Below are 13,232 nucleotides of genomic sequence, written 5' to 3' on the forward strand. Positions count from 1 at the left end.
CACCCGGCACAGCTATGAAAACTGCGGAGATCGCGCAGCGCTATCTCGATTTCTTCGAGAAGAACGACCACCTCATCGTCCCGTCGGCTTCGCTGGTCAGCGACGACCCGTCCCTGCTCTTCACCGTCGCCGGCATGGTGCCGATGATCCCGTACCTCACGGGTGTCGTCCCCGCGCCGCATCCCCGCATCGCGGATCTGCAGAAGTGCATCCGCACCAACGACATCGAAGAGGTCGGCCGCACGGCACGCCACGGCACGTTCTTCCAGATGCTCGGCAACTGGTCGTTCGGCGACTACTTCAAAGAGGGTGCGATCCGCTACGCGTGGGAGCTGCTGACCTCGTCTGAGGCCGACGGCGGCCTCGGTTTCGACGAGAAGGACCTCTGGGTCACCGTCTACGAGACTGATGACGAGGCGGAGGCGATCTGGCGCGACATCATCGGCCTGAAGCCCGAGCGCATCCAGCGTCTGGGCCGCGCCGACAACTACTGGAACACCGGTCAGCCCGGCCCCGGCGGACCCGACAGCGAGATCTTCTTCGACCGCGGCCCCGCCTACGGCAAGGACGGCGGACCGGCGGCCGACGACTCGCGGTTCCTGGAGATCTGGAACCTCGTGTTCATGCAGGACTTCATCGAGAACATCCGCGGCAAGACCGAGTTCGACATCGTGGGCGAGCTGCCGATGAAGAACATCGACACCGGCATGGGGCTCGAGCGTGTCGCGTTCCTCAAGCAGGGCGTCGAGAACATGTACGAGACCGATCAGGTGCGCCCGGTGCTCGACCGCGCCGTCGAGCTCTCCGGTCGCACGTACGGCTCCGTGCACGAAGACGACGTCCGCTTCCGTGTCGTCGCGGATCACGTGCGCTCCTCGCTCATGCTGCTCTCCGACGGCGTGCGTCCGTCGAACGAGGGCCGCGGGTACATCCTGCGTCGACTGATGCGCCGCACGGTGCGCTCGATGCGGCTGCTCGGCGTCGATGAGCCGGTCTTCCCTGAGCTCTTCGCGACCTCTCGCGACGCCATGAAGTCCGCATATCCCGTGCTGGAGCAGGACTGGTCGACGCTGTCGGCATCCGCGTTCGCGGAGGAGGAGACGTTCCGCCGCACGCTCGCCCAGGGCTCGACGATCCTGGACCTGGCGCTCGACGAGACGAAGAAGGGCGGCGGCACGACCCTCAGCGGCCCCGAGGCCTTCCTGCTGCACGACACCTACGGCTTCCCGATCGACCTCACCCTCGAGGTCGCCGAGGAGGCGGGGCTCGATGTGGACCGCACCGCGTTCGACGGGCTCATGCAGGAGCAGCGCCAGCGTGCGAAGGCCGATGCCCGCAACCGCAAGCGCCAGCTGGCGGACATCTCGGTGTACCGTGAGCTCCGCTCGCTCGGCGAGACCGGTTTCGACGGCTACACCGCGCTCGAGGTGGAGTCCCGCATCCTGGGCATCCTCGTCGACGGGCAGCCGGTGAAGAGCGCAGCGGAGGGCCAGATCGCCGAGGTCGTGCTGTCGGAGACCACGCTGTACGCCGAGTCGGGCGGCCAGGTCGCCGACAGGGGGACGATCGTCGGACCGGGGTACGAGCTCGAGGTCCTCGACGTCCAGCGCCCGGTTCCTGGGCTCATCAGCCACACGGTCGAGGTGAGCCGCGGTTCCGTGGCGGTGGACGATGCGGCGACGACCGTGGTGGATGCCGCGAACCGTCGTGCGGCACGCCAGGCGCACTCCGCCACCCACCTCGTGCACGCCGCTCTGCGTGACACCCTCGGCAAGACCGCGACCCAGGCGGGCTCCCTGAACCGCGCCGGCTACATGCGCTTCGACTTCGCGTGGTCGCAGGCGCTCTCCGCCGAGACCCGCACCGAGATCGAGGAGATCACGAACCGCGCGGTGCAGGACGCGCTCGAGGTCACCACCCGCATCGTCTCGCTGGACGAGGCCAAGGAGGCCGGCGCCATGGCGCTGTTCGGCGAGAAGTACGGCGACGTCGTGCGCATGGTCGACATCGGCGGCCCGTGGTCGCGTGAGTTGTGCGCCGGCACGCACGTGAGCTCCAGCGCCGAGATCGGGCTGGTCAGCATCGTCGGGGAGTCGTCGGTCGGCGCCTCCAACCGCCGCATCGAGGCTCTCGTCGGTCAGGACGCGTTCCGCGAGCTCGCAGCAGAACGCGCTCTCGTGTCGCAGCTGAGCGCCTCGCTGAAGACGCCGCGTGAGCAGCTGCCGGAGCGCATCGCCGACCTGTCGGCGAGCCTGAAGGCCGCGGAGAAGCGCATCGCCCAGTTCGAGGCGAAGGAGCGCGCCGGTCAGGTTCCGGCGATCGCCGATGCCGCCGCCCGCGTGGGCGATTTCCTGCTCGCATCGCAGTCGCTCGGGGAGCTGGCCTCTGCCGACGATCTGCGCGATCTCGTGATCGGAGTCCGCGATCGCCTGGGGTCGGCTGCTGCCGTCGTCGCGCTCGGCGCGGTCGTGAACGGCCGCCCCGTCGTGGTCGTCGCCACCAACGACGCGGCTCGCGTGTCCGGCGCCAAGGCCGGGGCGCTCGCGAAGCGCGCCGCCGGGGTGCTCGGAGGCGGAGGCGGCGGTCGCGATGACGTCGCCCAGGGCGGTGGAACGGATGCCGCGGCTCTGCCCGCGGCTCTCGACGCCGTCTCCCAGGAGCTGCACGCAGCGTGAGCGGGTTCCGCCGCGGAGTGCGGATCGGCATCGACGTCGGCAAGGCGCGCGTCGGGGTCGCCAGGTGCGATCCCGACGGCATGCTCGCCGTCCCCGTCGAGACCGTGCCGCGCTCGGAGACGTCGATCGACAGGATCGCTGAGATCGCCGCCGAGTACGAGCCGCTCGAGTTCGTGGTCGGCCTGCCCGTGAACATGCAGGGCGCAGACACCGCATCGACGACGGATGCGAGGGAGTTCGCCGAGGCGCTGCAGAGGCGGACGGGCACCCCGGTGCGTCTCGTGGACGAGCGTCTGAGCACCGTGTCCGCACACGCCGCGCTCCGTTCTTCGGGGAGAAATCAGAAGAACTCTCGTAGCATTGTGGATCAGGTCGCCGCCGTGGTGCTTCTGCAGCAGGCGATCGACACGGAGAAGAGCACGGGGAAAGCGCCCGGTGCCGCGATTCCGTTCGACGAGGAGTCCCACTGATCATGCCCGAACGTGAGAGTGCCGCCCCCCAGCACGATCCGGAAGCGCGCCTCGGCGAGCTGTTCGAGAATCTCCCCGCGCCGACGCACCAGATCCCGACGGTGGACAACACCCCTCCCGCCCCCGGATCCCGTCGTGCCGCCCGCGAAGCCGCATCCTCCGGTGCACCCATTGCGTCGAACGGCCCGGCAGGGGAGCAGCCTGCGGCCCCCGGCCCCACGCCTGCGGCCGAACCGCCCCTCGCATCGACCGGGTCCGCCCCGAGCAGCCCGCCCGTGGCGTCGTCTGATTCCGCGCCAGCGGCGGCCCAGGAGCCCGCTACGGTGCGATCCGCGGCGCAGGAACCGATCGCCTCGACCCCGGTGCCTCCCGTCGTTCCCGCACCGGCCCCCGACAAGCCCGCGGGCGGCGGACTCGAAGACCTCTTCCACCACGTCGACGAGGACGATCACCGGGCAGCGCCCAAGAAGAAGCGCCGCACCGGATGCCTGGTCGCGCTCATCATCGTCCTGGCGCTCATCGGAGGCGTCGTCGCCGGGGGAGTCTGGGCGATGAACACCTACGGCGACAAGATCAACGAGATCATGGGCTGGGGCGACCCCAAGGACTGGGAGCCCGGGCTGGCCTCCGGCGAGGCCATGGTCACCATCCATGACGGAGACACCGGCAAGCCGGTCTCGGCCGCGCTCTTCGAAGCCGGGGTCACCCGCACGAAGGACGTGTTCTACGACTACCTCGTCGACGAGAACATCGCCGTCACCTTCTATCCGGGCATCTACCGTCTGCAGGAGAAGATGACGGCCGCCGACGCCCTGGAGGCGCTGAAGAACCCGGAGAACAAGCTCGAGAACACCGTCGGGGTGAACGAGGGCGGGACGATCGCCTCGATCCTGCCGGGGATCTCGGAGTCGCTGGGCTTCCCTCTGGCCGATCTGCAGGCCGCGGTCGCCGATCCGTCGGCGTACGGCGTCAGCGCCCAGAGCCTCGAAGGCTGGCTCTTCCCCGCCGTGTACACCTTCGATCCGGGTGTGACGCCGGTCCAGGTCATCCAGCGCATGGTCGACCGCACCCGCGAGTCCCTCACGAAGGCGGGCGTGCCTGATGCGGATGCCGAGCGCATCCTCACCATCGCCTCGATCATCCAGCGCGAGGGGCGCACGGACGACTTCGCGAAGGTGTCGCGGGTCATCCAGAACCGCCTCGACATCGACATGAAGCTGCAGATGGACTCGACGGCGCAGTACGGATACGGCTCCCTGCACGAGGGAGTGGTGTCGAGCTCGGCCGAGGCGCTCAAAGACCCAAACCCGTGGAACACGTACGTCAACACGGGGCTTCCCGTGACGCCGATCGCGAGTTCGAGCGACGCCGCGATCGACGCCGCCATGCACCCCGCTGACGGGCCGTGGCTCTACTTCGTGACGATCAACCTCGCGACGGGGGAGACGGTGTTCTCCACGACATACGAGGAGCACCAGGCGGCGATCGAGAAGTGGGACGCCTGGTGCAAGGCGAACCCCGACGGCGGCTGCAGCTAGTGAGCCGAACCCGTCTGGCGGTGTGGGGTGACCCCATCGCCCATTCGAAGTCCCCTCAGCTGCACGCTGCGGCGTACGGCGTCCTCGGGCTCGACTGGTCGTACGACCGTCGCCGGGTGACGGAGGGCGAGTTCGCGGGTGCGATCCGCTCCCTCGACGACTCCTGGCGGGGCCTGTCGCTGACGATGCCGTTGAAGGACGAGGCGTATCGGATCGCCGACGTCCGCGACGCGCACGCCGAGGTCACGGGAGTCGCGAACACGCTGACGCTGGGCGCCACTGTCCACGCGTTCAACACCGACGTCGGTGGCATCATCGACGCGCTCGGCGAGAGCGGGATCACGACCGTCGAGCGCGTTCGGCTGCTCGGCGCCGGGGCGACGGCGGCATCCGCCCTCGTCGCCGTCGCGGACATGGGCGCGCGATCGGCGGACGTGCGGGCCCGTCGGCCCGAGAGCGCGTCGAGCCTTCGCGAGCTGGGTGCGCGGCTGGGCGTGGAGGTGACGGTGCTCCCGTTCACGGAGACGGCGGATGCCGTCGAGCTGACGGTGTCGTCGTTGCCGGGCGGCACCGCGCTGCCCGAGGACGTCGTCGCGCCGCTCGCCGTGGCAGGCGGTGCGCTGTTCGATGTGGCGTACGCGCCGTGGCCGTCGGCTCTCGCGACGAACTGGGGCGAGGCGCCGGCCATTCCCGGTCTGGGAATGCTGCTGCATCAGGCCGTGCGGCAGATCCGCGTCTTCGTGTACGGCGATCCCGGTGTCCCGCTGCCGGATGAGCAGGACGTCGTCGCCGCGATGCGCGCCGCGCTCTAGCCTCTCCGCGACATGCGGCGCGGATCGGGTCGAAACGCGTGGGAGACTAGAGCAATGCTCCGCGTGCTCACGGCCGGCGAATCGCACGGCCCAGAACTCATTGCCGTCATGGAGGGTCTGCCCTCCGGCGTCCCGGTGTCGTCCGAGGCCATCCAGGCCGACCTCGCCCGTCGCAAGCTCGGCTACGGCCGCGGTTCGCGCATGAAGTTCGAGCAGGACGAGCTGACGATCTCCGGCGGCGTGCGGCACGGCAAGACTCTCGGCAGCCCGATCGCGCTGCGCATCGGCAACACCGAGTGGCCGAAGTGGATCGAGGTCATGAACCCCGAGCCCGTCGAGCTCACCGACAAGTCCCGCGGCCGCAGCGCCCCGCTCACGCGTCCGCGCCCGGGGCACGCCGACCTCGTCGGCATGCAGAAGTACGACTTCGACGAGGCGCGTCCGATCCTCGAGCGCGCCAGCGCCAGGGAGACCGCCGCCCGCGTCGCGCTGGGCGCCATCGCCCGCTCCTTCCTCGGCGAGCTCGGCATCCGCCTGGTCAGCCACACGCTCTCGATCGGCCCCGTGCAGGTGCCCTCGGGCTCGCCGCTGCCGACGCCCGACGACGTCCAGGCGCTCGACGCCGATCCGCTGCGCTGCTTCGACCCCGCGACCTCTGCGCTGATGGTCGCCGAGGTCGACGACGCCAAGAAGGACGGCGACACCCTCGGCGGCATCGTCGAGGTGCTCGCCTACGGCCTCCCGCCGGGGCTCGGCTCGCACGTGCACTGGGACCGTCGCCTCGACGCGCGACTCGCCCAGGCGCTGATGAGCATCCAGGCGATCAAGGGCGTGGAGGTCGGCGACGGCTTCGAGACCACCCGCCGCCGCGGCTCCGCGGCCCACGACGAGCTGTTCGCGACCGCGGACGGCATCTCCCGAGGCTCCGACCGGGCCGGCGGCACCGAGGGCGGGATGTCGACCGGCACCGTCCTCCGCGTCCGTGCGGGCATGAAGCCGATCGCGACCGTCCCGCACGCCCTGCGCACGATCGACGTCGCCACGGGCGAGGACGCCACCGCCCACCACCAGCGTTCCGACGTCTGCGCGGTCCCCGCGGCCGGCGTGGTCGCGGAGGCGATGGTGGCGGTCGAGCTCGCGAACGCCGTGCTCGAGAAGTTCGGCGGCGACAGCATCCGCGAGACCCGGCGCAACCTCGACTCGTACCTGGAGAGCATCCCGGCCGAGCTGCGGACGACTCCCGCATCCGAGGCGGCGCTCATCGCGCATGACGAGCGCGGCTGATCCTCTGACGCTGGTACTGGTCGGCCCGATGGGGGCCGGCAAGACCAGCGTCGGTCGACGGGTCGCGCGCACGCTGGGGGTCGCGTTCATCGACACCGACAAGCGCATCGCAGCCGTGCACGGACCGATCCCGGTGATCTTCTCCGAGCACGGGGAGGCGCACTTCCGGGCGCTCGAACGTGAGGCGGTCGCGACGGCGCTCGACGAGGGCGGCGTCGTCTCCCTCGGCGGCGGTGCGGTGACGGATGCGGCCACGCGGGAGCTCCTGCGCACGCATCAGGTGGTCTACCTGACCGTGAGTGCGGAGGCGGTCGCGGACCGGATCACCGGCGGGGGGCGGCCCCTGCTGGCCGGAGACGACCCCGTGCAGCGGTGGAGACAGATCTTCGAGCAGCGCCGGGGTCTGTATGAAGAAGTGGCATCGGCGACCTTCGACACGTCGCGTCGTCCGATGCAGAGGATCGCGGACGATATCGCCGCATGGAGGAGAGAACAGCGATGAGCACGACGACCATCAGCGTCACGGGCGACGACCCCTACGACATCCTCATCGGGCGGGGCATCCTCGACAGCGTCTCGGCGGCGCTCGACCCGGCCGTGCGGAAGGTCCTCGTGGTGCATCCGCCCACGCTCGCCGCGCGGGCCGCGGAGCTGCGCGATCGCCTGCTCGCCGACACGGCGAACGGGCCGCGCGAGGTGCTGCTCGCCGAGGTCCCCGACGCCGAGCAGGGCAAGCGCATCGAGGTGGCGGCGTTCTGCTGGCAGGTCATGGGGCAGGCCGACTTCACCCGCACGGACGCGGTGATCGGCTACGGCGGGGGAGCGGTCACCGACCTCGCGGGCTTCGTGGCCGCGACCTGGCTGCGCGGGGTGCAGGTCGTGCAGGTGCCGACGACCGTTCTGGGTCTGGTCGATGCCTCGGTCGGCGGGAAGACCGGGATCAACACCGCCGAGGGCAAGAACCTCGTCGGCGCGTTCTGGGCGCCGAGCACGGTGATCGGCGACCTCGACGAGCTCGGCAGTCTGAGTGCGAACGAGGCGACCGCCGGCTACGCCGAGGTCGTGAAGGCCGGGTTCATCTGGGCGCCGGAGATCCTCGACATCATCGAGGCCGATCCGTCGCGCGCCGTCGACACCACGACCCCGGAGTTCCGCAAGGCGGTCGAGCTCGCGATCGACATGAAGGCCAGGGTCGTCTCGGACGACTTCCGCGAGGCGGGTCAGCGCGAGATCCTCAACTACGGGCACACCCTCGGGCACGCCATCGAGCACGCGGAGCGCTACAAGTGGCGTCACGGCGCCGCGATCTCCGTCGGCATGATGTACGCGGCCGAGCTGTCGCGGCTCGCCGGGCGGCTGTCCGACGACTCCGCCGAGCGCCATCGCACGGTGCTGGAGTCGCTGGGGCTCCCGACGACCTACCGTGCGGGGGCATGGAAGCAGCTGCTCGCCACCATGCAGCGCGATAAGAAGACCCGAGGGGGGATGCTGCGCTTCATCGTCCTCGACGAGATCGGCAAGCCGACCGTGCTGCAGGCGCCCGACGAGTCGCTGCTGTTCGCCGCGTACCAGGAGGTCGGGGCGTGAGCGCACCGCGCCGTCTGCTCCTGGTCAACGGGCCGAACCTCAACCTCCTCGGCACCCGTGAGCCGGGCATCTACGGCTCGGCCACCCTCGCCGACGTCGAGCGGCTCTCTGCAGAGGCCGCTGCCGAGGTCGGCTTCGACCTGCGCGCGCTCCAGAGCAATCACGAGGGCGTGCTCATCGACGCCATCCACGCCGCGCGCGAGGACTGCGCCGGCATCGTGATCAATCCCGGCGGCCTCACGCACACCTCCGTCTCGCTCCGCGACGCCCTCACCGGCGTCGGTCTGCCGTTCGCCGAGGTGCACATCTCCGACGTGTACGCCCGGGAGGAGTTCCGGCACCACTCCTACCTCGACGACGTCGCCGCGGTGCGGGTGGTCGGCCGAGGCGTGGACGGCTACGCCGACGCCGTGCGGGAGCTCGCAGCGCTCATCCCGTAGAATCGACTGTCGGCTCGCGCTTCGACCAAGCCCGGCCACCCGCGAACTTCACACCACGAACGGAACTCTCAGCGCATGGCATCTACCGCAGACATCAAGAACGGCGTCGTCCTCTCCATCGATGGGCAGCTCTGGAGCGTCATCGAGTTCCAGCACGTCAAGCCCGGCAAGGGCGGCGCGTTCGTCCGCACCAAGCTGAAGAACGTCGTCTCCGGCAAGGTCGTCGACCGCACGTACAACGCGGGCGCGAAGATCGAGATCGAGAACGTCGACCGCCGCGACTACACCTACCTGTACACCGACGGCGACGGCTACGTGTTCATGGACCAGACCGACTTCGACCAGATCACGGTCGGCGCGGCCACGGTCGGCGACGCGAAGAACTTCCTGCTCGAGAACCAGCAGGTCACGATCGCGCTCAACAACGGCAACCCCCTCTACATCGACCTTCCGGCGTCCGTGGTCCTGGAGATCACGTACACCGAGCCGGGTCTGCAGGGCGACCGCTCCTCGGCTGGCACCAAGCCGGCCACGCTCGAGACCGGCTACGAGATCCAGGTGCCGCTGTTCGTCGAGGCCGGCACCAAGGTCAAGGTCGACACCCGCACGGGTGACTACCTCGGTCGCGAGAAGTAAGGCGTGAGCGCCCGGACGAAGGCGCGCAAGCGCGCACTCGACATCATGTTCTCCGCGGACGTGCGCGGAGACGAGGTCTCCGTGGCCCTGGCCGCCGAAGCCAAGCGCGCGGCGAGCGAGCCGGCCCGTGAGGCGTCGTGGCTGTACGCCCGCGAGATCGTCGACGGGATCATCGATCACCGCGACGAGATCGACGAGCACATCACCACGCACAGCCGGGACTGGAAGCTCGAGCGGATGCCGGCCGTCGATCGCGCTCTGCTGCGCATCGGCGTGTGGGAGATCCTCTACAACGACCAGGTGCCCACGGCCGTCGCGATCGACGAGGCCGTCGAGCTCGCCAAGGAGTTCTCGACCGACGACTCCGGCGCGTTCGTGCACGGAGTCCTCGCCAGGGTGGCTCGCGCCGCCTGAGTCGCCACCCGAGTCGCTGCGTCCGCATTGTCCGACGCAGCGGGAAGGATGCTGGCATGCCCGCACCTCACGTCGATCTCCGCGATCTCATGCAGATCACGGATGCGGGAGGCTATACGCGCGGACTGGCGTACTTCCGTGAGGGCAACGTCCTCGATCTGATCTGGCACGAGGATCGCCAGGAGCTCGAGGCGTATGTGAAGGGCAGTGCAGGAGCGCAGTACCTGTGCGAGGTCACCTTCATCTCGTCCGGTGGCAAGAGACGAGTCCGCTCCACGCGTTGCTCGTGCCCGGTCCGCACGGCGTGCAAGCACGTCGTGGCCGCGCTGCTCGCGTCGAACGTGCACGAGTACGCCCAGCAGGCGGGGGCGAGGGCCGTCGATCCGGTGGCGGAGCCCGCTGCGGAGGCTCCCGCGGCTCCCGCAGCCTCGTGGCGATCGCTCATCGGTCCCGCGGTCGCCGCGCACACCCAGTCGCTCGCGCTCGGCGTCGAGCTGCGCCATCGCGAGTCGCGCGGCGACAACCACTGGGCGCCGAGGGCGGTGCGCCCCGCGACGCCTCGAGATCTCGCCAAGCCGTCGGGAGAGCTTCTGCTCGCGATCCGTCCGCTGATGCGCAGCCACCAGACCGGCTCGTGGATCCAAGGGCACGCGGGCTGGGATGTGGTGCGTCGGGACGTGTCGCAGTTCGGCAGGGTCCAGAACCGCTGGTTCGGCGACCTGCTCAGCATCTCCCGCGACTCGCTGCTCTCGGGGAACGCCGGCGAGTGGCTGGTCGTCGACCAGATCGAGTCGACGCTGCTGTGGGGCCATCTGCGTGCTGGGGCGGCGCTGGGCATCCCGTTGGTGCCGAGTCAGAAGAGCGCGACGGTGCGCCTCGCCGAGCGGGCCGAGGTGGCCGCATCCATCACCCGCCCCGACGGCGGCGATCTGCGCGTCGCCGCGGAGGTGGCGATCGACGGCCGAGCCGTCCCCTCAGCCGAGGTGCATCCGATCGGACGCACGGGCGTGTACTCCGCCACCCTCATCGGCAGTCGGATGGAGATCGTCCTCGCCGAGGCGCCGCTCAGCGAGCAGATGCACGCACTGCTGAGCGCGCGGCTGCCCATCGAGGTTCCCGCCGAAGAGGAGTCCGCGTTCGTCGAGAACGCGTACCCGCTGCTGGCCAGGCGAGTGCCCGTCCGCACGGCCGGCGCGGTGTCGCTGCCGGAGATCCCGGCGCCGGAGGCGGTGCTGAATCTCGCCTTCGAGCGGGGCGATGTCGTGAGCTACTCCTTCGAGTGGTCGTACGGCGGGTTCGGCAGGGTCCCCTTCGAGGCGGGGAGTGCTGCGGTGCGCGATCCTGCGGCGGAGTCGGAGAAGCGCGCCCTGCTCGAATCCGTCTGGCAGGAGCACTCGACCACGCGCTTCGCGCCGACCGGTTCCTTCCACGACATCGATGCCGCGGCCTTCGTCGCGCAGGTGGTTCCCGCGTTCGAGGCCGTCGGCGTCATCGTCGCGACCACGGGCACGCGCAAGGAGTACCGGGAGCTGACGGGAGACCCCGAGGTCAAGGTGACGACGCTCGAGACCACCGACTCCGACTGGTTCGACCTCGGGATCCTCGTCACGATCGACGGCAGGAGCATTCCCTTCGGGCCGCTCTTCACCGCGCTCAGCAAAGGCAGGAAGAAGCTGCTGCTCTCCGACGGCGGGTACTTCTCGCTCGCGCATCCGGCGCTCGACCGGCTCAGGGAGCTGATCGACGAGGCCGGAGAGCTCGACGAGTGGGAGACCGGTCCGCGGATCAGCCGCTATCAGACCGACCTCTGGGAGGAGTTCGAGGACCTGGCCGACGAGGCCCAGCCGGCGGTGAGCTGGCGCTCGACGGCGGAGGGACTCCGCCAGGCGACCGGAGTGCCACCGACGCCGGTGCCGTCCGGCCTGCACGCCGAGCTCAGGCCGTACCAGAAGACGGGCTTCGACTGGCTGGCGTTCCTCTGGAGGCACCGGCTCGGCGGCATCCTCGCCGATGACATGGGACTCGGGAAGACGCTGCAGCTGCTGACCTTCGTGCAGCACACCAAGGAGAAGGGGGAGAAGCGGGCGTTCCTCGTGCTCGCCCCCACCTCGGTCCTCAGCACCTGGAAGTCCGAGGCTGCGCGCTTCACCCCGGGGCTGCGGGTCGAGATCGTCGACAGCACGAGCGGGCGTCGCACAGGCCGGCTGGCGGATGCCGCGGCATCCGCCGACATCGTCGTGAGCTCGTACACGGTCGCTCGACTCGATGAGAGGGAGTTCGGCTCGGTCGACTGGGCGGGGCTGATCCTCGACGAGGCGCAGTTCGTGAAGAACCCGAAGACCAAGCTGCACAGAGCCATCTCGGCCTTCCGTGCCGATGTCACCTACGCGGTCACCGGCACCCCGATGGAGAACAGCCTCTCCGAGCTCTGGTCGCTCCTGAAGCTCGCCGCGCCCGGGCTCTTCCCGTCGGCGCGGAAGTTCCGCGATCGCTACATCCAGCCGATCGAGAAGGGCAAGGTGCCCGAGAACGAGGAAGGCGGCGAGTACCGCCAGCGCCGGCTCGCCCAGCTGCGCCGTCGCATCCGCCCGCTCATGCTCCGCCGCACGAAGGAGCTCGTCGCATCGGATCTGCCCCCGAAGCAGGAGCAGGTGCTCGAGGTCGAGATGAGCCCTGCGCATCGCGCGCTCTACGACGTCGTGCTGCAGCGGGAACGTCAGAAGGTCCTCGGCCTGCTGGACGACCTCGATCGCAACCGGTTCATCGTGTTCCGCTCGCTGACGCTCATGCGGATGCTGAGCCTCGCGCCGGAGCTCATCGATGAGAACGATGCGCACATCGGATCGAGCAAGCTCGACACCCTGCTCGAACGCGTCGTCGAGCTGCAGGCCGAGGGGCACCGCGCCCTGGTGTTCAGCCAGTTCACGTCGTTCCTCGACCTCGCCGCGGCGCGTCTCGATGCGGCCGGTATCCCGTACGCGCACCTCGACGGCTCCACGCGCCGCCGCCAGGATGTCATCGACGGATTCAAGTCGGGACAGCAGCCCGTGTTCCTGATCAGCCTGAAGGCCGGCGGATTCGGACTGACGCTCACCGAGGCCGACTACGTGTTCCTGCTGGACCCGTGGTGGAATCCCGCCGCCGAGGAACAGGCGATCGACCGCACGCACCGCATCGGCCAGACCAGCCAGGTGTTCGTCTATCGGATGATCTCGTCGGGGACGATCGAGGAGAAGGTGCTGGAGCTCCAGCAGCGCAAGGCGCGTCTCTTCACCGCGGTGATGGACGACGACGAGCTCTTCGCGCAGTCGCTCACCGCCGACGATATCCGCGGTCTTTTCGACGAGTAGAAGACGCCGATCGCGGTGGTCGTCCA

Annotated in this window: 11 protein-coding genes; all 11 read left to right on the forward strand. The window is 69.6% G+C overall.

Annotation, left to right across the window (positions count from 1 at the left end):
* The first annotated feature begins 14 nt into the window (after positions 1 to 14).
* The 11 genes from alaS to ACFVRO_RS11545 all read left to right on the forward strand — a co-directional run bounded on the left by alaS (position 15) and on the right by ACFVRO_RS11545 (position 13,206).
* Positions 15 to 2,675 (forward strand): alanine--tRNA ligase, encoded by a 2,661-nt coding sequence (gene alaS / locus ACFVRO_RS11495; RefSeq protein WP_386952361.1) that lies wholly within the window; start codon positions 15 to 17, stop codon positions 2,673 to 2,675.
* Entirely contained in the window at positions 2,672 to 3,145 is a 474-nt protein-coding gene (ruvX, locus tag ACFVRO_RS11500; RefSeq protein WP_386952364.1) for a Holliday junction resolvase RuvX, read from the forward strand. Before alaS ends, ruvX begins: the two co-directional genes overlap by 4 nt.
* A 2-nt stretch (positions 3,146 to 3,147) precedes the next feature.
* A complete protein-coding gene (gene mltG / locus ACFVRO_RS11505) occupies positions 3,148 to 4,683 on the forward strand; it encodes an endolytic transglycosylase MltG (protein ID WP_386952366.1) in 1,536 nt (511 codons plus the stop codon).
* Entirely contained in the window at positions 4,683 to 5,495 is an 813-nt protein-coding gene (locus ACFVRO_RS11510) for a shikimate dehydrogenase family protein (RefSeq protein ID WP_386952369.1), read from the forward strand. Before mltG ends, ACFVRO_RS11510 begins: the two co-directional genes overlap by 1 nt.
* A 54-nt stretch (positions 5,496 to 5,549) precedes the next feature.
* Positions 5,550 to 6,779 carry a chorismate synthase gene (gene aroC / locus ACFVRO_RS11515; RefSeq protein WP_341942126.1) on the forward strand — a complete coding sequence of 410 codons (1,230 nt, stop codon included), beginning with the start codon at positions 5,550 to 5,552 and terminating at the stop codon, positions 6,777 to 6,779.
* Positions 6,763 to 7,281 (forward strand): shikimate kinase, encoded by a 519-nt coding sequence (locus tag ACFVRO_RS11520; RefSeq protein ID WP_386952372.1) that lies wholly within the window; start codon positions 6,763 to 6,765, stop codon positions 7,279 to 7,281. The genes aroC and ACFVRO_RS11520 overlap by 17 nt, the downstream gene beginning before the upstream one ends.
* Positions 7,278 to 8,366, forward strand: a complete 1,089-nt coding sequence (gene aroB / locus ACFVRO_RS11525) for a 3-dehydroquinate synthase (protein ID WP_386952375.1) — start codon at positions 7,278 to 7,280, stop codon at positions 8,364 to 8,366. Before ACFVRO_RS11520 ends, aroB begins: the two co-directional genes overlap by 4 nt.
* Positions 8,363 to 8,806 (forward strand): type II 3-dehydroquinate dehydratase, encoded by a 444-nt coding sequence (locus ACFVRO_RS11530; protein ID WP_341942129.1) that lies wholly within the window; start codon positions 8,363 to 8,365, stop codon positions 8,804 to 8,806. The genes aroB and ACFVRO_RS11530 overlap by 4 nt, the downstream gene beginning before the upstream one ends.
* 75 nt (positions 8,807 to 8,881) lie before the next feature.
* Positions 8,882 to 9,442: an elongation factor P gene (gene efp, locus ACFVRO_RS11535; protein ID WP_386952378.1), complete on the forward strand. Its 561-nt coding sequence runs from the start codon at positions 8,882 to 8,884 to the stop codon at positions 9,440 to 9,442.
* A gap of 3 nt (positions 9,443 to 9,445) precedes the next feature.
* Positions 9,446 to 9,856, forward strand: coding sequence for a transcription antitermination factor NusB (gene nusB / locus ACFVRO_RS11540; RefSeq protein ID WP_105676323.1), 411 nt, complete (start codon positions 9,446 to 9,448; stop codon positions 9,854 to 9,856).
* Between the two features lie 56 nt (positions 9,857 to 9,912).
* A complete protein-coding gene (locus ACFVRO_RS11545; RefSeq protein ID WP_386952381.1) occupies positions 9,913 to 13,206 on the forward strand; it encodes an SNF2-related protein in 3,294 nt (1,097 codons plus the stop codon).
* Positions 13,207 to 13,232 lie beyond the last annotated feature (26 nt).

The sequence above is a fragment of the Microbacterium sp. NPDC057944 genome, assembly GCF_042887445.1.
Classification (GTDB): domain Bacteria; phylum Actinomycetota; class Actinomycetes; order Actinomycetales; family Microbacteriaceae; genus Microbacterium; species Microbacterium natoriense.